This window comes from uncultured Winogradskyella sp. (genome assembly GCF_947496485.1).
GTDB lineage: Bacteria > Bacteroidota > Bacteroidia > Flavobacteriales > Flavobacteriaceae > Winogradskyella.
In genome coordinates, this window is the sequence record NZ_CANMCZ010000001.1 from 1,624,068 (window position 1) to 1,646,568 (window position 22,501).

Annotated in this window: 21 protein-coding genes and 1 riboswitch; of the genes, 10 read left to right on the top strand and 11 right to left on the bottom strand. The window is 32.5% G+C overall.

The features are described 5' to 3' along the window. Positions 1–15 precede the first annotated feature (15 nt). Complete coding sequence (locus tag Q0822_RS06990) at positions 16–540, bottom strand: sigma-70 family RNA polymerase sigma factor (RefSeq protein ID WP_299121851.1); 525 nt, start codon at positions 538–540, stop codon at positions 16–18. A gap of 330 nt (positions 541–870) precedes the next feature. Here Q0822_RS06990 and Q0822_RS06995 point away from each other — a divergent pair, with 330 nt between their 5' ends. The 3 genes from Q0822_RS06995 to Q0822_RS07005 are packed head-to-tail and all read left to right on the top strand — an operon-like array spanning position 871 to position 2,782. Then, entirely contained in the window at positions 871–996 is a 126-nt protein-coding gene (locus Q0822_RS06995; RefSeq protein ID WP_299121853.1) for a hypothetical protein, read from the top strand. Between the two features lie 59 nt (positions 997–1,055). Further along, positions 1,056–1,328, top strand: a complete 273-nt coding sequence (locus Q0822_RS07000; protein ID WP_299121854.1) for a hypothetical protein — start codon at positions 1,056–1,058, stop codon at positions 1,326–1,328. A 53-nt stretch (positions 1,329–1,381) separates the two neighbouring features. Beyond that, positions 1,382–2,782, top strand: coding sequence for a hypothetical protein (locus Q0822_RS07005; RefSeq protein ID WP_299121855.1), 1,401 nt, complete (start codon positions 1,382–1,384; stop codon positions 2,780–2,782). A 243-nt stretch (positions 2,783–3,025) separates the two neighbouring features. Here Q0822_RS07005 and metF read toward each other — a convergent pair whose 3' ends face one another. The 4 genes from metF to Q0822_RS07025 all read right to left on the bottom strand — a co-directional run bounded on the left by metF (position 3,026) and on the right by Q0822_RS07025 (position 8,931). Next, complete coding sequence (gene metF / locus Q0822_RS07010) at positions 3,026–3,982, bottom strand: methylenetetrahydrofolate reductase [NAD(P)H] (RefSeq protein ID WP_299121857.1); 957 nt, start codon at positions 3,980–3,982, stop codon at positions 3,026–3,028. Between the two features lie 91 nt (positions 3,983–4,073). Beyond that, on the bottom strand, positions 4,074–6,746 hold the full coding sequence (gene metH / locus Q0822_RS07015; protein ID WP_299121859.1) for a methionine synthase: 2,673 nt from the start codon (positions 6,744–6,746) through the stop codon (positions 4,074–4,076). 17 nt (positions 6,747–6,763) lie between these two features. After that, complete coding sequence (locus tag Q0822_RS07020) at positions 6,764–7,765, bottom strand: homocysteine S-methyltransferase family protein (RefSeq protein ID WP_299121861.1); 1,002 nt, start codon at positions 7,763–7,765, stop codon at positions 6,764–6,766. Further along, a complete protein-coding gene (locus Q0822_RS07025) occupies positions 7,765–8,931 on the bottom strand; it encodes an aminotransferase class I/II-fold pyridoxal phosphate-dependent enzyme (RefSeq protein WP_299121863.1) in 1,167 nt (388 codons plus the stop codon). The genes Q0822_RS07020 and Q0822_RS07025 overlap by 1 nt, the downstream gene beginning before the upstream one ends. A gap of 94 nt (positions 8,932–9,025) precedes the next feature. Then, positions 9,026–9,149: riboswitch (SAM riboswitch) on the bottom strand. A gap of 136 nt (positions 9,150–9,285) precedes the next feature. Between Q0822_RS07025 and Q0822_RS07030 the strand changes: the two genes are divergently transcribed. The 3 genes from Q0822_RS07030 to Q0822_RS07040 all read left to right on the top strand — a co-directional run bounded on the left by Q0822_RS07030 (position 9,286) and on the right by Q0822_RS07040 (position 12,009). Further along, positions 9,286–9,870: a HupE/UreJ family protein gene (locus Q0822_RS07030; protein ID WP_299121864.1), complete on the top strand. Its 585-nt coding sequence runs from the start codon at positions 9,286–9,288 to the stop codon at positions 9,868–9,870. Between the two features lie 100 nt (positions 9,871–9,970). After that, entirely contained in the window at positions 9,971–10,402 is a 432-nt protein-coding gene (locus Q0822_RS07035; protein WP_299121866.1) for a dCMP deaminase family protein, read from the top strand. Continuing rightward, a complete protein-coding gene (locus tag Q0822_RS07040; protein WP_299121868.1) occupies positions 10,402–12,009 on the top strand; it encodes a S41 family peptidase in 1,608 nt (535 codons plus the stop codon). Before Q0822_RS07035 ends, Q0822_RS07040 begins: the two co-directional genes overlap by 1 nt. Before the next feature lie 6 nt (positions 12,010–12,015). On the opposite strand, the gene Q0822_RS07045 is transcribed toward Q0822_RS07040, so the two are convergent. Genes Q0822_RS07045 through Q0822_RS07055 form a run of 3 tightly spaced genes read right to left on the bottom strand, consistent with a single transcriptional unit; the run spans position 12,016 to position 13,415 of the window. Continuing rightward, positions 12,016–12,621, bottom strand: coding sequence for an FAD-dependent oxidoreductase (locus Q0822_RS07045; protein ID WP_299121870.1), 606 nt, complete (start codon positions 12,619–12,621; stop codon positions 12,016–12,018). After that, positions 12,621–12,821: a hypothetical protein gene (locus Q0822_RS07050; protein WP_299121872.1), complete on the bottom strand. Its 201-nt coding sequence runs from the start codon at positions 12,819–12,821 to the stop codon at positions 12,621–12,623. The genes Q0822_RS07045 and Q0822_RS07050 overlap by 1 nt, the downstream gene beginning before the upstream one ends. Positions 12,822–12,833: 12 nt before the next feature. Next, entirely contained in the window at positions 12,834–13,415 is a 582-nt protein-coding gene (locus Q0822_RS07055) for a MarC family protein (RefSeq protein ID WP_299121874.1), read from the bottom strand. 90 nt (positions 13,416–13,505) lie between these two features. Between Q0822_RS07055 and Q0822_RS07060 the strand changes: the two genes are divergently transcribed. Together Q0822_RS07060 and Q0822_RS07065 are read left to right on the top strand one after the other, a co-directional pair. Beyond that, positions 13,506–14,072: a DUF3109 family protein gene (locus Q0822_RS07060; protein ID WP_299121876.1), complete on the top strand. Its 567-nt coding sequence runs from the start codon at positions 13,506–13,508 to the stop codon at positions 14,070–14,072. 129 nt (positions 14,073–14,201) lie between these two features. Then, the gene (locus tag Q0822_RS07065; protein WP_299121878.1) at positions 14,202–14,912 is read left to right on the top strand and encodes a DUF4412 domain-containing protein; all 711 of its coding nucleotides are present in this window, start codon (positions 14,202–14,204) and stop codon (positions 14,910–14,912) included. Here Q0822_RS07065 and Q0822_RS07070 read toward each other — a convergent pair. Further along, positions 14,892–16,865 (bottom strand): tetratricopeptide repeat protein, encoded by a 1,974-nt coding sequence (locus tag Q0822_RS07070; RefSeq protein WP_299121879.1) that lies wholly within the window; start codon positions 16,863–16,865, stop codon positions 14,892–14,894. The two genes, Q0822_RS07065 and Q0822_RS07070, sit on opposite strands and share 21 nt — an antisense overlap. Before the next feature lie 18 nt (positions 16,866–16,883). Further along, the gene (locus Q0822_RS07075; protein ID WP_299121881.1) at positions 16,884–17,618 is read right to left on the bottom strand and encodes a LytTR family DNA-binding domain-containing protein; all 735 of its coding nucleotides are present in this window, start codon (positions 17,616–17,618) and stop codon (positions 16,884–16,886) included. Between the two features lie 826 nt (positions 17,619–18,444). On the opposite strand from Q0822_RS07075, the gene Q0822_RS07080 reads away from it, so the two are divergent. After that, on the top strand, positions 18,445–19,734 hold the full coding sequence (locus Q0822_RS07080; RefSeq protein ID WP_299121883.1) for a ribonucleotide-diphosphate reductase subunit beta: 1,290 nt from the start codon (positions 18,445–18,447) through the stop codon (positions 19,732–19,734). Between the two features lie 3 nt (positions 19,735–19,737). Then, complete coding sequence (locus Q0822_RS07085) at positions 19,738–21,537, top strand: ribonucleoside-diphosphate reductase subunit alpha (RefSeq protein WP_299121884.1); 1,800 nt, start codon at positions 19,738–19,740, stop codon at positions 21,535–21,537. A 218-nt stretch (positions 21,538–21,755) separates the two neighbouring features. Here Q0822_RS07085 and Q0822_RS07090 read toward each other — a convergent pair whose 3' ends face one another. Next, entirely contained in the window at positions 21,756–22,475 is a 720-nt protein-coding gene (locus tag Q0822_RS07090) for a DUF6503 family protein (RefSeq protein ID WP_299121886.1), read from the bottom strand. Positions 22,476–22,501 lie beyond the last annotated feature (26 nt).

Sequence of the window (22,501 nt, forward strand, 5' to 3'; positions counted from 1 at the left end):
AATAAAAGTCCCAAACTATTTTTTATTAAGTTCTTCTAAATTGTTTTTTAAGTATTTCATAGCGGCATAGATTCTGTGTTCAGCTACTTTTTTTGTTATGCCCAAAGTTTCAGCAACCTCTTTGTGGGTCTTGCCATCTACTTTACTCAGAAGAAAAGCAACGCGTTCTTCTTCCTTTAATTTAGACAATACATGCTCGAAGCGATTTGAGAATTCTTTTTTACGCATTACAAATTCTGGTGATTCGTTAGTATAGTCTTTTGGTTTTACCTGTTGGTATTTAAATTTTACTTTTTGATGCTTTACTTCATTTAACATCATATTATTGGCAGTAGTGTGTAGGTAGGTTTTTACGGCCTCAGGTTTTACTTTAGCACAATTTTCCCAGAGTTTAATAAATGCTTCTTGCACTTTATCACTAGGATTTAATATATCACCATACTTATATAATAAAATATTGCTTAAAGTTTGTGCATACTTTTCGTAAAGTTTAGAAAAGCGAAGCTTGTCGCAGATATTATCGTGTAGCGATTTTGTCAAATGTTATCAATTTAATTAAGGGTTAATAAAAGATGATGAAAGATAACAAAAATTAAAATTTCTTGGGACATTTAATTTCTGAGTTGTTTTAAGAATAAATAAACCCTTAATCCCTAAACAAAACCCCTTAATTATGTATACTCCCTTAAACGAAGTCTTAGTTCAGTTAAAATTAGAAAACTCTAATTACAATCCAAACATGAACGTTGTCATTTCAACATTAAAGACCAAAGGACTTAGCTGCTAACAGCAAAAAAAATTAAAATTTCTTGGGACAATCCTAAAGTGAGTTGTTTTAAGAATAAAGCCCCCAAATTAATCCTTAATATTATGAACACTACTTTAAACCAAACGATTACAGAACTAAAATTAAAGCTCGTTTACTCTAAATCTAATTTAGATGAAGTTTTAACTAAGATGAAGGAGAAGGAAGTTAACTATCGTATCGCAGTATAATTTAAGAAGGTCGAGTCTAATTATATCTCACCTTTAATTTTAAAAAAACAATTTAGAAAATGATTGATAGTTTAGAAAAAAGCACAAAATATATCTTGTATGCCCTAACAATAGCTAAAAAGAATGAATTAGATCTATACGAGGATAAGATTTTACAATTGAAAGAAAAAATGGATCAAAATCCTGATAGTACTGTAATAGAACATAAATATTTTCTTGCTAAAATGCGGTACGAGCAACTCAAGAGAACTAATCAAGAATTGTGGGAGTTAGATCGAGACATGCTATATAATAAAAGATTTAGACAAATTAGTACTTTAGAGGTCTCTTAACCTGACTTCTTAAATTGATTCCTTAAAAAAATAATATAATGAAAACGCTACTTATGAAAAACTATTTTTTACTTAGTCTTATGGCTTTGGTACTTATGACCTCTTGTAGGTCTGAAGACGACCTAAGTATAGACCCACCAATTAATGCTAATATTGAGAACAACTCAACTTTAGCGTTTTTAATGGCAAAGGTTTCATTAAATGACGGTTCCAAAGATAATATGATAGACTTCGCAAGTAATCTAAGTGTTAAGTTGCCTGTAACCGTAACAGTTAATGGAATGGTTATAAATGTAACCAATAGCAATGATTACGAGGAGATTTTAGATAGTTTTGATGTGTCTGAAGATGATGACGATGAGGTAATTATTTCTTATCCTATTACCGTTGTATTTTCAGACTTTTCAACAGCTGTCATTAATTCAGATTCAGAGTTGGCTGTTGTTGCTAACACAGGTGAGGATGAGAACGACGATGATATAGAATGTATCGATTTTGAATATCCTATTACAGCATCAGTATTTAACGAAAATGATGATACTGTAAGTACTATTACTATCAATAACGATAATCAGATGTATAATTTCATCGAAGACCTCGATGAGTTTGCAGCGGTAACAATTAACTTTCCGATAACAGTTGTATTAGCAGATGGTTCTGTAGAAACTATTAATTCAGTTCAAGAATTGGAAGCTGCTATTGAAGCAGCAGAAGGTACTTGTGATGAGGATGATAACAATGATTTTGACGATTGCGACACTAACATATATACTCCTACTTATTTTGAGGATAGCATTCTTGCTTGTGGTGAATGGACCATTGATAAACTAAAAAGAAACAATAACAATCTTGTAGATATTTATGAAGAGTATATTTTCACATTCAACGCAGATGGTACACTACTAGTTACCGAAAATGCAAATATATTTAATGGGACTTGGATAGCTACAGAAACAGCAGGTGATGCAGATGTAACTATAGATGTGGTTGGCTTACCAGATTTTAATGATACTTGGAATTTGTGTAAGATTAATTTACAGCCTGTTGAGAAACAAGTTGAATTAAAGATAGGTACAGACAGATTGCGCTTTGGAAGTTATTGTTCTGATAATACTGATGCTACCCTTGAAGATATTTTAGAAGATGGTGCATGGATAGTTGCATCTTATAGCGATGATGGTATTGATGAAACAGCTGATTATGATGGCTATGAAATAAACTTTAGCGATGATGGAACTGTATTTGCCACAAATGGAACTAACACTAATAATGGGACTTGGTCTGTATTTGGAAATGATGGTCTTATGGCTTTAGATTTTGGTACAGAAATGCCTTTCGAAGAGTTTAATGATAACAATTGGGACGTTGTCTCAATATCAAATACCGAAGTGACCATCCATGATGTAAGTGGTGGTAATGGTAATACAGATATATTAACGCTACAAAAACTTTAATCTATTCCGATTTAAAGAATTAAGATATTGGAGAACATGATTTTTTGAAAATGCTATATTAACTCAATTTTCAGGGACTTGAAAGTTGAACTTAAAACTGCCTCAGAGGTTAGGTATCTGGGGCAGTTAATTTTAAAAAAGTAATAGTATAAATCAGTTTTTAAGAATGAATAGTATTTATCTTTTTTGCCCCAAATACTATCATAGTAAAAAGCTAACCATAATTATGGTTGGCTTTTTACTTTAAAACAACTCAGAAGCAATAGCTTTTATATTATCACTCTTTCCCATAGAATAATAATGTAACACAGGAATACCGGCTTTTTGAAGTTCTTTAGACTGCTCAATACACCATTCAATACCGACTTGTCTTACTTGTTTGTTATCCTTACATTTTACAATCGATATAATAAGTTCCTCAGGTAAATCTACATGAAAACGATGCGGAATTAAATTCAGTTGTTTCTTTGTAGCAATAGGTTTTAATCCTGGGATAATAGGAACTGTAATCCCTTCCTTTCTGCATTTGTCTACAAAGTCAAAATACTTTTGATTATTGAAAAACATCTGGGTGACGATATAAGTCGCTCCATTTTTAATCTTCTTTTTTAAAAAATGAATATCGCTTTCTAAACTTGGTGCTTCCATATGTTTTTCAGGATAAGCAGCAGCACCAATACAAAAATTAGTAGCAGAGCTATTTAGTAATTCTTCATCTAAATATTTACCATTATTCATATCTTCAATTTGAGAGATGAGTTCATTGGCATAGGCATGACCTTCTTTTTCTGGTTTAAAATAAGTCTCGCTTTTTACAGCATCACCACGTAATGCCATTACATTATCAATGTCTAGAAAATCTAAATCGACCAAAAAGTTTTCGGTGTCTTCTTTAGTAAATCCACCACATAATATATGTGGAATGGCGTCAACTCCATATTTGTTCTGAATAGCAGCACATATACCAACGGTTCCAGGTCTTTTTTTAACGACTTGCTTTTTTAGAAGTCCGTTTTCTACTTCTTTAAATACATATTCTTCTCGATGATAAGTGACATCAATAAATGGAGGTTTAAATTCCATTAATGGATCGATATTATCAAAAATAGATTGAATATGCTGTCCTTTTAATGGTGGTAATATTTCAAAAGAAAACTGAGTTTTTCCGTTGGCGTTTTTTATATGTTCTGTTACTTTCATGTGATTTTATCTATTGTTTTTTTTGGGACACATGCTGTTCGCAATTAATCATTTTAGTTAGGTGAAAATATTTAGAATATGCTCGATTCATTTATTGTGCAATGTTTGGGTTAAGCCATTTTTCGGCTTCTTCTAAAGAAATATGTCTACGTTTACTATAGTCTTTTACTTGGTCTGTTGTGACTTTCCCTAATCCGAAATATTTAGCCTCAGGATTACCAAAATAATAACCACTGACACTCGCAGCTGGCCACATAGCTAGGCTATCGGTAAGTTTTACACCAATATTTTCTTCAACATTTAAAAGTTTCCAAATGGTGTTTTTTTCTAAGTGATCTGGACATGCAGGATAACCTGGAGCAGGTCTAATACCTTTATAACTTTCTTTAATTAATTCTTGGTTAGATAGGTTTTCGTTTTTAGCGTAACTCCAGTATTTTGTTCTTACTTCTTTATGTAAATACTCGGCAAAAGCTTCTGCTAATCGATCAGCTAATGCTTTTATCATTATAGAATTATAATCATCATGATTAGCTTCAAATTGTGAGGCTAATTCTTGTGTTCCAAATCCTGTAGATACACAGAAACAGCCCATATAATCTTGTTTTTCTGATGTTTTTGGTGCAATAAAATCCGCTAAAGCAATGTTTGGTTTCCCTTCTGATTTTTTAGATTGTTGACGAAGGGTTAAGAATGTCTCTAAAATATTACCAGAAGCGTCTTTAATTTCAATATCATCGTCATTGATGGTATTCGCAGGAAACAACCCGAAGATGGCCTTAGCTTTCAAGAGTTTTTCGTCAAAAATACGTGTGAGTAATTCTTGAGCATCAGTAAATAACTCTGTTGCTTGTGAACCTACAACAGTATCGGATAATATTTCTGGATATTTACCATGTAAATCCCAACTTCTAAAGAATGGAGACCAATCGATAAAATCTTCAAGTTTTGTAATATCAAAATCTTCTATAATTTGAATACCTAATTGCTCAGGCTTTACAATTTCAGAAGTGTTCCAATCTATTTGAAATTTATTTTTTCGAGCATCTTCAATAGAGAGATATTCTTTTTTCTTTCCACGTTTTAAGAATTGCTCACGGAAGGCATCATAATCCTCGCGAATCTGGTGTTTATATATTTCACTATCTTTTTTAAGTAAATCACCTACTACAGTTACAGCTCTTGAGGCATCATTTATATGTACTACAGTATTACTATAATGAGGAGCGATTTTTACAGCGGAATGCGCTCTAGATGTGGTAGCTCCTCCAATAATAAGAGGAATGTCTAAATTCTCTTTTTCAAGTGCTTTAGAGATATAAACCATTTCATCTAGCGACGGTGTAATTAAACCACTTAAACCAATAATATCCACATTTTCTTTCTTCGCAGTCTCTATGATTTTTTCTGGCGGAACCATTACTCCAAGGTCAATAATTTCATAATTATTACAGCCCAAAACTACGCTTACAATATTTTTCCCAATATCGTGTACATCTCCCTTTACTGTTGCCATTAAAATGCGTCCTGCGAATTCTTGCTTTCCATCTTTTTCAGCTTCAATGAAGGGTTGCAAATAAGCCACTGCTTTTTTCATTACGCGTGCAGATTTTACCACTTGTGGTAAAAACATTTTACCACTCCCAAATAAATCTCCAACCACATTCATCCCAATCATTAAATGACCTTCAATAACTTCAATAGGTTTGCCCGAAGCGAGTCGTGCTTCCTCAACATCTTCGATGATATGAGCATCAATACCTTTAACTAAAGCGTGTGTAATTCTATCTTGTAATGGCTCATTCCTCCATTCTTGGATTACTGCATCTCGACTCGTAGATGTTGAGCCTTTTACCTTAAGCTCTTCCGCAAAGTCCAATAAACGTTCCGTTGCATCTTCGCGTCGGTCAAATAGCACATCTTCAACACGTTCTAATAAGTCTTTATCAATTTCGTCATAAATCTCAAGCATTGTTGGGTTAACAATACCCATATTCATTCCATTTTTTATGGCATGAAATAAAAATGAAGAATGCATGGCTTCTCTAACCACATTGTTTCCTCTAAATGAAAAAGACACATTACTTACTCCACCAGAAACATTGGCGTAAGGTAAATTCTCTCTAATCCATTTTGTAGCCTCAAAAAAGTCGAGTGCGTTTCTACGATGTTCATCCATGCCTGTGGCCACAGGAAAAATATTGGGATCGAAAATAATATCTTGAGGCGGAAAATTGACTTCGTTGACCAAAATATCATAAGAACGTTTACAAATTTCAATACGCCTATTGTAATTATCAGCTTGCCCAGTTTCATCAAAAGCCATAACGATAACCGCAGCTCCATAACGCTTAACTAACTTGGCTTGGCGTTTAAATTCGGCTTCTCCTTCTTTCAAACTTATAGAATTCACAACACATTTTCCTTGTGCGACTTGTAAACCTGCTTCAATGATTTCCCATTTAGAACTATCTATCATCAGTGGAATTCTAGAAATATCGGGTTCTGAGGCAATAAGGTTTAAAAAGGTAGTCATGGCATAAACACCATCTAACATGCCTTCATCCATATTTACATCTAGAATCTGTGCTCCACCATCAACTTGGTCTCTTGCAACTTCTAAAGCTTCATCGTATTTTTCTTCTTTTATTAAACGCAGAAATTTTCGAGATCCGGTTACATTGGTTCGTTCACCAACGTTTATAAAATTACTTTCTGGTGTCACCACCAAAGGTTCTAATCCAGATAAGGTTAAATATTTCATACAGTCAGGTTCTGCCATTATACGAATTCTTGAGTTAGTCTAGGTTGATAGTTTTTTGCTACTTCTGCAATTGCATTAATATGAGCAGGACTTGTACCACAACAACCTCCAATAATATTTATGAGACCATCTTTAAGGTAATCTTCAATGTAACTTTGCATCTGTTGAGGTGATTCATCATATTCTCCAAAGGCATTTGGTAAACCTGCATTTGGATGCGCGGATGTGTAAAATTTAGTTTTGTTAGATAAGCGCTGTAAATAAGGTTTTAACTGTTCTGCACCAAGTGCACAATTAAAACCAACACTTAGCAATGAAATATGTGATATTGAAGTTAAAAAGGCTTCAACAGTTTGTCCGGACAAAGTTCTTCCTGAAGCATCCGTAATTGTTCCTGAAACCATAATTGGAATATTGATATTCCGTTCTTCTTTTACTTCTTCAATAGCAAATAAAGCTGCTTTTGCGTTTAAAGTATCAAAAATAGTTTCAACTAAAAGGATATCAACTCCACCATCAATTAAGGCTTCTACTTGTTGTTTGTATGCAATACGTAATTCGTTAAACGTTATCGCTCTGTATTCTGGTCTGTTTACGTCTGGAGATAAACTTGCAGTTTTATTTGTTGGTCCAATACTACCAGCTACAAATCGTGGTTTCTTTGGATTGGCTTTTGTAAATTTATCAGCAACCTCCTTAGCGATTTTAGCAGATTCGTAATTGAGTTCGTAAATCAAATCTTCCATGTCGTAGTCTGCCATCGCTATCGTTGTTCCAGAAAATGTATTGGTTTCTACGATATCTGCTCCAGCTTCAAAATATTTAGCATGAATATCTGCTATTGCTTTGGGCTGCGTTAAAGACAATAAATCATTATTACCCTGTAAAGGTGATGGATAATCTTTAAAACGCTCTCCTCTAAAATCTTCCTCTGAGAAATTGTATTGCTGAAGCATAGTTCCCATGGCTCCATCGAGAATTAATATTCGTTTTTCTAATTCTTGTTTAATATTTGCCATTAATTGAGGGCTTGTTTTAAATCGTTAATAATATCTTCTGGATGCTCCAAACCAACAGAAATTCTTATCAAACCATCAGTAATTCCTGTTTGTAGACGAATATCTTCAGGTATTTTTGCATGAGTTGTTGACGCAGGATGCGTTACGATGCTTCTTGTGTCTCCTAAGTTTGCAGATAGTGATAATAACTTTATTGCATTTAAAAATTTACACCCTGCTTCGACACCTCCTTTTATTTCGAAAGCGACAACGTTGCCACCCAATTTCATTTGTTGTTTAGCCAATTCGTATTGTGGATGTGATTTTAAGAAAGGATATTTTACAAAATTCACAGTATTATGAGATTCTAAAAAAGTAGCAACTTTTAAAGCATTATCACAATGTCTATCAACTCTAACTGGCAATGTTTCTAAACTTTTTGACAAAACCCATGCGTTAAAAGGTGATAATGCTGGGCCTGTGTTTCTAGAAAATAAATATATTTTCTGAATTAAATCTGCGGTACCAACGGTTACACCTCCTAAAACTCGTCCTTGTCCATCCATTAATTTGGTTGCAGAGTGAATAACCAAATCTGCACCAAATTTTATAGGCTGTTGTAAATAAGGTGTAGCAAAACAATTGTCAATTATAAATATGAGATTATGTTTTTTTGCAATATCCCCTAAACGTTTTAAATCTAAAATATCTACAGCAGGATTTGTTGGACTTTCAGCATAAATTACTTTAGTGTTAGGTTGAATAAGACTTTCAATATTATCTAATTGGTCAATTTTAAAATAACTTGTAGAAATATTCCACTTAGGTAAAATATTATTAAATAAGGTTTGGGTTGAACCAAAAATGCTTTGAGATGAAATAATATGATCTTCTGAATTCAATAAAGCGGCAAATGTTGAAAATACAGCTGACATACCAGAGGCAAAGGCATAGCCACGTTCTGCTCCTTCCATTAAGCATACTTTTTCAACAAACTCTGAGGTATTAGGATTAGAATAACGACTGTAAATATTACGTTGTTTTTCATCTGCAAAGGAAGCACGCATATCTTCAGCATCTTCAAAAACATAGCTCGATGTTAAATACAAAGGGCTGGAATGTTCTAAAAATTGCGAACGCTCAATTTGAGTACGTATAGTTGTAGTTTCAATGTATTTTGAACTCATTTCTTTTACTTTAGTCAAAAGCCAAATACATCAATGTTGACGTACTATATAAAAAAGTTAAAAAGAAATTGAATTACAAATGAGTAATTACGTTAGGTTATCTATCCAATTACGCGATAAATGAATCGGTAATTACGTAGAATTTAGCACCTTCTTAATAAGTTTAAGGGTTGCTAAGGTTTCAAAGGGTCTAATCCCTCCACCTTTCTTGATAACATTTCAATAAGTTATTTGAACTTTGTAAACACAATATTCCGAAAGAAAATAGGAAAAAGCAAATTTTTATTCACTTTATTTTAACGAAATCATATTGCTTTTTAGTTGTAACTTTGATTTAGCCCAAATGAATTAATTATGTTAGAAAACTTCTGGTTCAATGTTAAGATAGGCATTGACCATATTATAGATAAAAACGGCTATGACCATCTACTTTTCTTATTGGTTTTAGCTGTTCCATACGTTTTTAAAGATTGGAAACGTGTTTTGATTTTAGTATCTATTTTCACTATTGGTCATTCAATTTCATTAGTTTTAGGTGCTTATGATGTTGTTACTGTAAACGGTAAACTTATTGAGTTTTTAATACCAATTACCATATTAATTACTGCTATATACAACGTTTTTACTGCAGGGAAAAAGGATAGGGGAAACAAAGTAGGTCCATTATTTTTAACAACTCTTTTCTTTGGTCTTATCCACGGTTTGGGTTTTGCGAGATACCTAGATATGATCTCTGATAATTCATTAATGTTTCTTGTTGAGTTTGCATTAGGTATCGAAATTGCTCAAGTTATAATTGTATTTGTTGTATTATTTCTTGGCTTTATGTGTCAAACTATATTTAGGTTTACGCGTAGAGATTGGGTTATGGTGCTTTCTTCTATTGTAATAGGACTGGTAATCCCCATGATAATTCAAAGTAATTTGTTAAATCCTTGATTAAGTTTGGTAAAACTTTAACTACTAGTAAATTGGTTATAAAATACTATCCTTTTATATTCGTTATTTACATTGTATTATTGTACAAGAAGAAGAATTAATGCCAAAGACAAAACAATTACGTTACGATAAAGCTTATTTACGTATAGCAGAAGAATGGGGAAAATTATCGCATTGTAAACGCAAACAAGTAGGAGCACTTATTGTTAAAGACCGTATGATAATTTCAGACGGTTATAATGGAACTCCAACAGGTTTTGAGAATTATTGTGAAGATGATGAAGGTTACACCAAATGGTATGTACTACATGCTGAAGCTAATGCCATACTTAAAGTAGCATCCTCAACACAATCTTGTAAAGGTGCGACGTTATATATTACTTTATCACCTTGCAAAGAATGTAGTAAGCTTATTCACCAAGCTGGCATTATTCGTGTAGTATATCAACAAGGTTATAAAGACGACTCTGGATTACAATTTTTAGAAAGAGCAGGCATAGAATTAGAGCATATTGAAGATTTAAAAGCCTAATGACAACAAAAAATAAATACATACCGCTTATTATTGGTGTTGCAATTGCAGCAGGAGTTACTATAGGCGGAAAGTTAAATTTCACTGACACTTCGGATAATCTATTTACTACAAACAGTAAGAAAGACAAACTCAACCGTTTAATAGATTACATCGATTATGAGTATGTAGATGACGTAAATACAGATAGCATCGTCGATGTTACAGTCAATGGCATATTAGATAATCTAGATCCGCATTCTACATATATTCCTAAAGAAGATTTACAGCGTATTACTGAAAACATGAAAGGTGATTTTGTTGGTATAGGAATTAATTTTTATCCTTACAAGGACACTATAGCCGTAATAAGACCAACAGAAGGTGGGCCAAGCGAACGTGCTGGTATTATAGGTGGAGATCGAATTTTGCTAGCTGATGGTGATACCATTTTTGGTCGAAACATTACGAATGGTGATATCGTAGAAAAACTTAAAGGTGATAAGAACACTAAAGTAAGGTTAACAGTTTACAGAAAAGGTGAAGATGAGTTATTGGAATTTGATGTAAAGCGAAAAAATATTCCAATTAAAAGTGTAGACGCGGCCTATATGTTAACTGATGATTTGGGTTATATAAAAATGAACCGATTTGCAGAATCTACGTATAAAGAATTTAAAGCAGCTTTAGAAGAACTCCAAGATCAAGGAGCTACTAAGTTAGCATTAGATTTGCGTGATAATCCTGGTGGATTTTTAGGCATTGCAGAGCAAATTGCTGATGAATTTTTAGAAGACGACAAACTCATTTTGTTCACTAAGGATAAAAAAGGGAAGGAAGAACGCACTTATGCAACAAGACGAGGAGATTTTGAAGATGGTGAAATTTATATCCTTATTAATGAAAACTCAGCATCCGCGAGTGAAGTTATTGCTGGTGCACTTCAAGACAATGATAAAGGTATTATTGTAGGAAGACGTTCTTATGGTAAAGGCTTAGTGCAGCGCGAAATGGCACTTGGCGATGGTAGTGCAGTGCGTTTAACGGTTTCACGTTATTATACACCAACAGGAAGATCTATTCAAAGGCCATATACTAACGGTGATAACAATAATTATTATAATGATTATTATAAACGTTTAAGAACAGGCGAACTGGCTGATGAGGAAAGCATTGAAGTTGATGATTCATTAAAATATACGACTCCAAAAGGAAAAGTAGTATATGGAGGTGGTGGTATTATTCCAGATATTTTTGTACCAGTAGATCGTTTGTTTGATAATGAAACGATAAACTATCTCAGAAGAAGAGGTCATTTTGATTATTTTGTTTTTGAGGAATTAGATAAAGATCGAAATGCATATAAAAATGTTTCTAAATACGATTTCATTAATAATTTTGAAGTAAGTGACGATATCGTTGTTCGTTTTCAGGAATATATTAATGCAAAAGAACGCACCAATATCACTTTTGTTGCTTACAATAATGAAATAAGGCGCATCATAAAAGCAACACTTGCGCGTCAATTATTTGATGATAACGCTTTTGAAGAAATTATAAATAAAAAAGATGTTATGGTACAAGAAGTGATTCTTCTGAGTAATGAATATCCAAGTATTAAGCAATAACTTTAATTAGATTTTATCGTGAACTTTAGTGTGCTTCCCAGCATTCCAAAGTGTTAGAATATCTGTAGCTACATGAGATCCACTACCACAAGCCATAGAAAATTGACTTCGCCAGCCAGCTAAAGTCCCAGCAACATAAAGATTCCTCTCTATTAGATGGTCTGTGTTTTTTAACCAAATCCTGTCCTTTTCTTTTACAGCTCTTGGATGAGGTTCTATATAACTTTTTAATCCGTTAATGGTCATTAAGTTGGTATAGCCTACTGCAATGACAACAATCTTAGATTGGTAGGTGTTTTTATTAGTATTCACTATAAATCCGTCTGAATATTTTTCTACAGCTATAACTTTTTCCTTATCAATTTGATTGATATGTGGGTATAAATCTTTGAGTTGATTTTTACCGTTCTCTAAAATAGAACTTCCTAAAGTTCCAGGTTGTAAACCTAAAACATTATTGAATAAAGCATTTTGGAGATGAGAAGTTTTTTGATGCGTAATAATAGCAATAGTCTTATCCTTAGCAAAAACTTTATCTTTTGCTGATCCTAAGACAAGAGCACAAGATAAACCTGCAGCACCGCCACCAATTATCAAAGCATCAAAAGACATTAACGTTGCTTATTTAATTTTTCAATTTTTTTAGAAATTCTAAGAATTTGCAATAATATAATAGCACACAGTGCTGTTATAATTGTAAGTATTGCGGTATAGCTTTCTCCTTCAAAAAGGGCTTCAAAATTCAATTTAGTGGCATTGAAAATGATGAGGCCAATAGCGACAATAGTTAATACAAGTGTAAATATTTTCATTTGTTCAGTTTCTTAAGCTAATAATTCCTTTATGTTATGCGCAAATAGTTTCACTGCAATGGCTAACAAAATTACGCCAAAAACTTTTCTTATAATGTTAATTCCATTTGGACCTAAGATACGCTCGATCTTTGCTGATGTTTTTAGTACAATATAAATAAAGATGACGTTACAAATTACTGCTACTATTATATTTTCTATGGCAAACTCTGCACGTAAGGATAACAAAGTGGTTAAACTTCCTGGACCTGCTATAAGAGGAAATGCTAACGGAAAAACAGAGGCTGTTATCGCATTACTATCTTCTTGTTTATAAAGTGTTATACCAAGTATCATCTCTAAAGCTATAAAGAATAAAATAAAAGCACCAGCTACAGCAAAGGAATTTACATCTATTCCGATGAGATTTAAGAGGCTTTTTCCTAAAAACAGAAAAACTATCATTATCACACCTGCAATTAATGAAGCTTTTTCACTTTGTATATGGCCAACTTTTTTACGTAAATCAATGATAATAGGAATATTACCTATAATATCTATTACAGCGAATAATACCATAAAAGCTGTAAATATTTGTTTAAAATCTAGTTGCATAACATGGGTTTTTCAAATTTTTTGCAAAGGTGCGATATTATTACAGATTTTCAACATTAAATTGCGGTTAAGTTTAGCTACTTTTGAGGCATGTTTCAACTTGGAAAAACCATAGTGTCAGAGGATATTATTGAAAAGGATTTTGTCTGCAATCTCTCAGCATGCAAAGGGGCTTGTTGCATTGATGGTGATGCTGGTGCACCATTAGATAAAGACGAGGTAAAAATCCTTGAAGATATTTACCCAAAAGTAAAACCATTTCTTCGTAAAGAAGGTATTGAAGTTATAGAAGCTCAAGGGACTTCAGTAGTAACAGCTCTAGGTGATTTAGAAACGCCACTTATTAATGGAGCAGATTGCGCGTATGTTATTTTCGATGACAAAAAAACAGCACTTTGTGGCATAGAAGAAGCTTATAACCAAGGAGAAATTTCCTGGAAAAAACCAGTTTCTTGCCACTTATATCCAATACGAGTTAGAGAATATACAGAGTTTTCTGGTGTTAATTACGACAAGTGGGAAATCTGTGATGATGCTTGTTCATTAGGTAAAGAACTACAAGTGCCTGTATACAAATTTGTGAAAGAAGCACTGATAAGAAAGTTTGGAGAAGATTGGTATATGGAGTTGGAGAAAATTGCCAAGAAAATGCAATAATGTTTGTTCTAATTGTTTCTGCATTCTAAGTATACAAGTTTCACAACCAAATATACATCCCGCTTTAGAATTATAAGTAATATTTGTAACTTATTGACATACAAATTATTAATTCTAAATATTCTTAAAATGAAAACTCAAAATGTTCTAAAATTTGTTTTTCTATTTACGTTCTTATTTGCTTTGCAAAACACGCATTCTCAGAAGGCATCAAAAGTTGAGCTTCCAGCAACTTATGATTTCGATTACATCTACAAACTCAAAATGACACATAAAAAAGGTGATGTCACCTTAGACTATTATCTCAAGCAAGATGCAGCATATTTTGGTTTTGACACTGCAGAAATGACCAAAGGAAATGATGATACTAAAATGTTTATGGTTATGGATGCTGAATTAGAAGTTACAGCGATGTTTATGGAGATGATGGGTAAAAAGATAGTTCAGAAAACAAAACTAAAAGCCTCTGATTTTAATACAGATAATAATGATATGTCTGATTATACCTTTACTGAAATTGAATCGAAAACCATTAACGGATATGAGTGCGAAGGCTATGTAAGCGAAAATGATAAAAACAAAATCACTTTTTATATTACAGACGATGTACCAGTAAGCTTTAATCAGGTTTTTGGGTCTAATATGAAAAGTCTTCCAAAAGGATTTAATGCAGATTGGATGAAGAAATATGCGGAAAATGGGCTAATGATGGAGATGATTTATGAGGATAAAAAGAAGTCTAAAAACAATATGACGATGGAATGTACAGGTTTAGAAGAAACTGATTTTTCTATAGACACTTCAAAATATGGTTCAATGTTAGGTGCTTTTGGAGGCTAAATTAGGTGCTTTTGTTTTTAGTTTTTTGGTAGGAATTTGAAGCGTTATTTTAGTGCCAGATGGAATATCATTATCGTATAAATCTTCAATATCTAAAGTGTAGGTGTTTGAAAATGCTTCTGAAAAATTAGCAAGCCTAGCTTTTGTAATGTCTATTCCAACAGATTTGCGCTTTAATTTTTTATTGTCTTTTATTTTTCCTGAAGCTATTCTGCCAATACCGTTGTCAATAATTTCTACGGTAATAAAGTCAGGCGTGTTTTTAAAAACGTTTAGCTCAATTTTTTTATCTTCAGATTTTGATGATAAACCATGCCATAGTGCGTTTTCTAAAAAAGGTTGAAACACTAATGATGGTACTTTAGTAATTTCAGTATTTATAGATTCGTCTACATTAATTGTAAAATCTATCTCGTTAGAAAAGCGAATATTTTCAATATTCATGTAAAGTTTCATAGTCTCAAGTTCATCATTAAGAGATGTTTCTTTTTCTTTTGAAGCCATTAGTATTTTACGAATTAGCTTAGAAAATTTATTGAGATAGTACACCGCATTTTCCTTTTCATTGTTTATGATGTAGAGTTTTATAGAATTTAAAGAATTGAAGATAAAATGTGGATTCATTTGGCTTCTCAGCATGTCTTGTTCTAAAGTTAGAATATGCTTGTCTCGTTTTAAGGCTTTTGTTCTATTTATTATAAATAAGGCAATACCAAGAATGGCTAATGCTAATGAAGTGTATAATAAGATACGTTTATTTCTTTCTAATCGTAATCTTACGGCTTCATTTTCTAAAGCCAAGGCTTTAATTTGATTGTTCTTATTTTCATTTTCATACTCTATGGCAATGTCATTGACGTACTGCAGATTTTGCTCAGTTAGTATAGTGTTCTCTATCTCAACTGCTTTTTGATAATAATCTAAAGCGGTTTTATAGTTTTTGTTTTTTTGATTTATTTCGGACAGTAGTTTGTTAGATTCAGCAACAGAGGATTTCAAATTATAAGAAGTAGCAATCTCTAATGCTTTTTTTAAGTTTTTTTCGGCTGAAGAAAGTCGGTTTAACCCAATTTCTAATTCACCAAGATTAAGATAGGAATCTGAGATATAGAATTGATCTTCTAGAAGCAAAGCTTTTTCAAGTGCTTCTTTAATAATAGGTTCTGCGGCCTCAAAATTTTCTTTTTTTAGATAAATACTACCAATACTATTGTCACAAATTACACGACCTATTTCTGAGTCTATGGCATTATTATATTCTAATGATTTTTTGTAATTAGCTAAAGCTGCATCTAAGTTTCCTTTGGCTTCTTCGGCATAACCAATATTGTGATAATTTATGGCCAAGCCTAATTTATTTTCAGCTTCATTTTCAATTATAAGCGATTTTTTGAATTGGTTTATCGCCAAATCATACTGCTTCAATGCTAAATAAATATTACCAATACTATTTTGAGAAACAGCAATACTTCGACTTATCGTTGTTGAAGGGTTTGATACAGAATAAGCTGTTTTTAAAGCTTCGGTATGATAGTCTAAAGCTGGTTTAATAATATCCATACGTCTATAAGCAACGCCAATCATATTTAAACTAATAATTTTTAATTCTATACTGTTGGCTTCTTCAGCGTATTGTTTTGCCTCCAAATGAAGTTTTATAGATTTGTCGTAATTAGAAATATCTCTATTAATTACGCCTAATGCATTTAAGGCGTAGCAGGTTCCTTCATCATAGAAATTTGCTTTAGTGGCCTCTAATAAATGTTTTATTTTTACGCTATCTCTTTCAAAAGGTTTTAACAGCGAATCAATGCTTACATATTTGGAAGGCTTCGTTTTATTTATGTCTTTTAATACGGTTTCAAAATCTGAATTTTGCGCATTGCTAAACGAAGTGTAAAATGTAGCCAATAAGAAAAAACCTAGAAATCTGTATGGAATGTGATAGTTCACTATTAGTTGGCTTTTTAATTATAGTTTTTCAAGAAAATCAGACTTTCTTTGTCTAGCCACTGGGATTTTATGGTTACTATCCATAATAACGTAACCTTCATTTTTTATGAATGCCTTTATCTTATTTAAGTTAATGATGTAAGAATTGTGTATTCTAAAAAAATAATGTTCAGGTAAAATAGCATCAACTTCTTTCAATTTTTTTGTTATTACTATTTTTTTCTGATCTTGTAGAAAGAGTGTGCTATAATTTCCATCAGATTCTATGTAAATGATATCGTCTACATCTAAGAATAGAAGTTTTCCGTCGGTATTAATCGTAATTCTTTTTTTATCAAATTGAGAATTAAAATTAGATAGTACACGTTCTAATTTCAGCGAGTTAACATTTCGATCACTATGCTTTTTAATTTTTTCAATAGACACTTTTAAATCATCAGAATCTATAGGCTTTAATAAATAGTCAATAGCTTCGTGCTTAAGGGCTTTAATAGCATATTCGTCGTAAGCAGTGGTGATGATAACAGCAAAATCAATATTTTTTAGTTTTTCTAAAAATTGAAAACCACCAATGGTTGGCATTTGGACATCCAAGAACAAGCAATCTGGTGAGTTAGCTTCTAAGTAGGTTAATGCTTCATCTGGGTTTGTAAAAGATGCCATAACCTCTATTTCCTTGTTAAAGTTGCTTAACTCCCACATTAAACTTTGAATAGCCTTTGGCTCATCATCAACGATTACTGCTTTTAACATATTGAAAATTATAGATTATAAATATATGTATATAATGAGTGTTTTGCATATAAATATGTATGCAATGCTTGGTTTTGTGTATAATATGCTGAAAATTAATAATTAGAGAATTGCATAAGCCAGTTATACATTTTTTTTTACCAATTATACATTACAGTCAGGTAAAAGCTTGTCTTATATTGATATTTGAGTATTGAATCTAAAAGAACAATTAAAAGCAAAATGGGGACTTGCTTTTAATATTTATTGCTATTAATTCGATAAAAGTTGAACTTTTAAAAAATTAGACTTTTAGTTTCAGTGTTAATTTAATAATTAAGCAATTTAGGGTTGCTTTTTCATTAATTAGTTAGTTATTAGGGAAAAAAGAGCGTTACAACAACGCTCTTTTTTTTGTTTTTAATAGCTAATACTTCATTTAAAATCATCAATAAAAACGCTTGCTAAGCTTTATTTTAACAGGATAATACCTACAATAGAGTATTTTGAAAATTAATTTTAAATTACTGTTAATCAATAAGTTATGCTATATTTTGATCAATTGACCATTTCATAGGCGTTACAAGAGTTTGTTAAAAACTTGTTGACAACGTTTATAAAATACCCTTTCATTTTTAATGACAATTGTCAATCTTTGTTCGAGGCAAAAAAGAAATTAGATTTTTTAGTTTCTAGATTTAGAAAAAGTATTTAAAAATCAATTTTTTAAACGCGCCCTTTTATCCCTAGTAAGGGAATTTATAACACATTTTACGGAATTAATAACAGAATTTGAATGATGAATATCGTTCTAATGGCTATCTAGGCTTAAAATTAAAAAGAATTTATGGAGGTGAATCAACTAGAGATTACGGAAATTATAAAAAGAGATTACGAAACGAGTCCATTTGTTTTAAGGAAAATTTCTAATGCGGTTGAAAAAGCGATGATGTCTGTAGGTAATGGTACCAAAGAAGATGCAAATACAATTTCTGTAAAAGTTTTACAAGAATTACTAGATAGAAAAGGTAAAGATTATAAGTATGTGCCAACTGTAGAAGAGGTACAAGATCTTGTAGAGATAAAATTAATGGATAGCCAATTTTTGGATGTTGCGAAAGCGTACATTCTTTACAGAGATGAGCAGGCCAGAAACAGAAAGACTAATATTTTTGAAAAACGTATCAACCTAAAACCTTATGAGTATCCTGCACTTAATGATTATGTAGATGCCATTAGACATTCGTATTGGATTCATTCTGAATTTAATTTTACAAGTGATATCCAGGATTTTAAGACGAGACTTACTGTTGTTGAGCAAAATGCCATTAAAAATACGATGTTGGCCATTTCGCAAATTGAAGTCGCAGTAAAATCTTTTTGGGGTGATATTTACCACAAAATGCCAAAACCAGAAATAGGGTCTGTGGGAGCAACATTTGCAGAAAGTGAAGTGCGTCACCATGATGCATATTCTCACTTATTAGAAATATTAGGTCTTAATAACGAGTTTAAAAGATTAAAGAAAAATCCTGTAATAATGCGACGTGTGCATTATTTAGAAACAGCATTGAAGAATGCTAAGAGTGAAGACAATAAAGAGTATGCAGAGTCTATTTTATTATTCTCATTATTCATTGAGCATGTATCGTTGTTTTCTCAATTTTTAATCATAATGGCCTTCAATAAACACAAGAATATGCTTAAAGGTATTTCTAATGTAGTTGAAGCAACTTCTAAAGAAGAACAAATTCACGGAGATTTTGGTATCGATGTGATCAGAATTATCAAAGACGAAAACCCAACATGGTTTGGTGAAGAACACAATACGATTGTAAAAGTAATGTGTGAAGAAGCTTTTGAATCTGAAAGCAAAATCATCGATTGGATTTTTGAGGCAGGTGAATTGGATTTCCTTCCTAAAAATGTGATTAACGAATTTATAAAGAACAGATTTAATAATTCCCTTGAAAGTATCGGCATCGATAAAGTATTTGATGTTGACAACAGTTTACTAGAGCAGACCGAATGGTTTGATGATGAAATCATAGGTACCAAACACGGTGATTTCTTCGTGAAACGCTCTATCAACTACAGCAAAAGAACTAAAAGTATAACTAGCGACGACTTATTTTAAACCATGAACGACAACACTAACTTAGACCTTGAAAACAAAGTAGTAAACCCTCAAACTACAACAACTTCACCACAAGATGAATTAATAAAAGCCAGAAAAGAAGCCATTAAAGAGGCCAACAAAGAACCAGAAATAAAATGGTTAACTGACCATAGTCGCAAATTTTTATCTTCAGGTTATCTTACAGAAGGTGCTACACCAGAAGCAAGAATTAGAGAAATAGCCAACAATGCGGAGAAAATCTTAAAAATAGATGGTTTTGCAGATAAGTTTTATGGTTATATGGCTGAAGGCTTTTACTCGTTAGCATCACCAGTATGGTCTAATTTTGGAAAAAAGCGTGGCTTACCAATTAGCTGTTTCGGTTCACATATTTCTGATGATATGGGAGATATTCTCTATACACAGTCAGAAGTTGGAATGATGTCTAAGCTAGGAGGCGGTACTTCTGGTTATTTTGGTAAGCTTCGTCACAGAGGTGCACCAGTAAAAAATAACGGTGAATCTTCTGGAGCAGTACATATTATGCAACTGTTTGAAAAAATGGTTGACGTAGTAAGCCAAGGCTCCGTGCGACGAGGTCGTTTTTCCCCATACCTACCAATAGAGCATAATGATATAAACGAGTTTTTAGAAATCGGTACAGAAGGTAATCCAATACAAGAGTTAACACATGGTGTTACTGTTGGTAATGAGTGGATGCAAGAAATGATCGATGGCGATGCAGAAAAGCGTGCGATTTGGGCAAAAGTATTACAACGAAGAGGCGAAATAGGATATCCTTACATTTTCTTTAAGGATAATGCTAACAATTCAGCACCAGAAGTATATCAAGAAAATAAGCATGAGATTTACGCAAGTAACTTGTGTTCAGAAATCATGTTACCAACAAACGACAGATGGTCTTTTGTATGCGTATTGTCTTCAATAAACTTATTGCACTATGATAAGTGGAAAAATACAGATGCTGTTGAAACGATGGTCTATTTCTTAGATGCCGTTTTAGAAGAATTTGTAACTAAGCTAGAAGTTTACAGAGATTCTCCAGATAGAGATGATAGACAAACCTTCATGTTTATGGAGAAAGCTTATAATTTTGCTAAGGAAAATAGAGCGCTTGGAATGGGAGCTTTGGGATGGCACTCATTACTACAGTCTAAAATGTTACCATTTGATAGTGCTGAAGCATTTAATCTTAACAGTGAAATCTTTAAAACCATTAAAGAGAAGTCGGTTAAAGCATCAGAAGAATTAGCAACGTTATTTGGTGAGCCAGAAGTATTAAAAGGTTATGGAAGGCGTAATGCAACATTAAATGCTGTGGCACCAACAACATCTTCTGCGTTTATCTTAGGACAAGTATCTCAAGGTATTGAGCCAATATGGTCTAACAGTTATGTTAAGGATATTGCGAAAATAAAGACAACGATTAAGAACCCTTTCCTTAAAGCACTTTTAGCAGAAAAAGGAATGGATACCGTTGAAGTTTGGAAGAGCATCCGTGATTATGACGGTTCTGTACAACATTTAGAAGGCTTAACTGAGCTAGAAAAGGATGTCTTTAAAACCTATTCTGAAATTGACCAAATGACAATCATTTATCAGGCGGCAAACAGACAGAACCACATAGATCAAGGGCAGTCTTTAAACATAATGGTACATCCAGATATGCCAGTTAAGGACATTAACAAAATCTATGTTACGGCATGGCAGCTAGGAGTAAAATCATTGTACTACCAACACAGTATGAATGCAGCACAGAAATTCAAGCAAAAGAAAGAATGTGCGAGTTGTGAAGGGTAATAAATTCCTTTGAAAAAAGGAATCTTATTCTAAATATTAAAAAAGCATCTCATTTCTGAGATGCTTTTTTTAGTTCTTTGTTGAAATCCAAATTTAACAGTCTGTCATTCTAAACTTGGCTCAGAATCTAAGCCATCGTATTATCAATTTTGTATGAGATGCTGAAATAAATTCAGCATGACAAACCGATATGATAAATCAAAGAAATTTTATAGATTTTAATCCTCTACCAAAGTATCAGTTCCCAAATACTTATCATCCTTATTATAATACCAAGCTCTTACTTTTGGCATTTTAATGCCTTCAATTTCTAGTTCTTCCGATAATAAGATATATTCACCTGTATCAGATTTTTCTCTACCATTTTCATCTGTTTTAAAAAACTGATAGACTTCCATGGCATATGTTTTTGGATTAAAATAGAAATACCACACGTCGCTACCAACAGCTTCATCATAAGTTACTTTTAAAACTAAATAGTCTTTACCTTTAAATGTTTTCTTTTCTACGTTATCACTGAGATTGGTGCCAGGATCATTCAATTTCATTGGTAATCCATATAAATACGTATAGTAGTTTTTATATAATATGGCCCTGTTGCAAGACATGTTTTTGGCTTTGGCTGAAAGGCTATCTAAATCCTTACCATTATACACCATATTGCATTTGCCTTTATTTATGGTATAAACTGTGGTTACTGTATCTCTAGTAGCCTTAACACTAAAAAATTCTCGAGCCAAATCAATTCTAATAAAGCTTGTACGTTTTGAAGCATTTGGTGTTTTCATTTCAACTGTAAACTTTGCTCTCAAAGTTTCCCAGTTACCATTCGGATCATGATAGCTGATAGCATTTTCTAATAATTGGTCTGCTGTAATATTTTGACTCGAAAGGATTAGCGTAAAGGAAAGGACAAAAAGGGTTAAAGCGTTTTTCATAGTACATAATTAGTATTGCAAATTAC

Excerpts from the sequence above, each read along its gene's own strand:
- Q0822_RS07050 (WP_299121872.1), bottom strand. The coding sequence starts at position 12,821 with ATGAAAATATTTACACTTGTATTAACTATTGTCGCTATTGGCCTCATC.
- Q0822_RS07080 (WP_299121883.1), top strand. The coding sequence starts at position 18,445 with ATGGAGGTGAATCAACTAGAGATTACGGAAATTATAAAAAGAGATTAC.
- Q0822_RS07005 (WP_299121855.1), top strand. The coding sequence starts at position 1,382 with ATGAAAAACTATTTTTTACTTAGTCTTATGGCTTTGGTACTTATGACC.
- Q0822_RS07065 (WP_299121878.1), top strand. The coding sequence starts at position 14,202 with ATGAAAACTCAAAATGTTCTAAAATTTGTTTTTCTATTTACGTTCTTA.
- Q0822_RS07020 (WP_299121861.1), bottom strand. The coding sequence starts at position 7,765 with ATGGCAAATATTAAACAAGAATTAGAAAAACGAATATTAATTCTCGAT.
- metF (WP_299121857.1), bottom strand. The coding sequence starts at position 3,982 with ATGAAAGTAACAGAACATATAAAAAACGCCAACGGAAAAACTCAGTTT.
- Q0822_RS07090 (WP_299121886.1), bottom strand. The coding sequence starts at position 22,475 with ATGAAAAACGCTTTAACCCTTTTTGTCCTTTCCTTTACGCTAATCCTT.
- Q0822_RS07030 (WP_299121864.1), top strand. The coding sequence starts at position 9,286 with ATGTTAGAAAACTTCTGGTTCAATGTTAAGATAGGCATTGACCATATT.
- Q0822_RS07045 (WP_299121870.1), bottom strand. The coding sequence starts at position 12,621 with ATGTCTTTTGATGCTTTGATAATTGGTGGCGGTGCTGCAGGTTTATCT.
- Q0822_RS07075 (WP_299121881.1), bottom strand. The coding sequence starts at position 17,618 with ATGTTAAAAGCAGTAATCGTTGATGATGAGCCAAAGGCTATTCAAAGT.
- Q0822_RS07085 (WP_299121884.1), top strand. The coding sequence starts at position 19,738 with ATGAACGACAACACTAACTTAGACCTTGAAAACAAAGTAGTAAACCCT.
- Q0822_RS07040 (WP_299121868.1), top strand. The coding sequence starts at position 10,402 with ATGACAACAAAAAATAAATACATACCGCTTATTATTGGTGTTGCAATT.
- Q0822_RS07025 (WP_299121863.1), bottom strand. The coding sequence starts at position 8,931 with ATGAGTTCAAAATACATTGAAACTACAACTATACGTACTCAAATTGAG.
- Q0822_RS07000 (WP_299121854.1), top strand. The coding sequence starts at position 1,056 with ATGATTGATAGTTTAGAAAAAAGCACAAAATATATCTTGTATGCCCTA.
- Q0822_RS07060 (WP_299121876.1), top strand. The coding sequence starts at position 13,506 with ATGTTTCAACTTGGAAAAACCATAGTGTCAGAGGATATTATTGAAAAG.
- Q0822_RS06995 (WP_299121853.1), top strand. The coding sequence starts at position 871 with ATGAACACTACTTTAAACCAAACGATTACAGAACTAAAATTAAAGCTC.
- metH (WP_299121859.1), bottom strand. The coding sequence starts at position 6,746 with ATGAAATATTTAACCTTATCTGGATTAGAACCTTTGGTGGTGACACCA.
- Q0822_RS07035 (WP_299121866.1), top strand. The coding sequence starts at position 9,971 with ATGCCAAAGACAAAACAATTACGTTACGATAAAGCTTATTTACGTATA.
- Q0822_RS07055 (WP_299121874.1), bottom strand. The coding sequence starts at position 13,415 with ATGCAACTAGATTTTAAACAAATATTTACAGCTTTTATGGTATTATTC.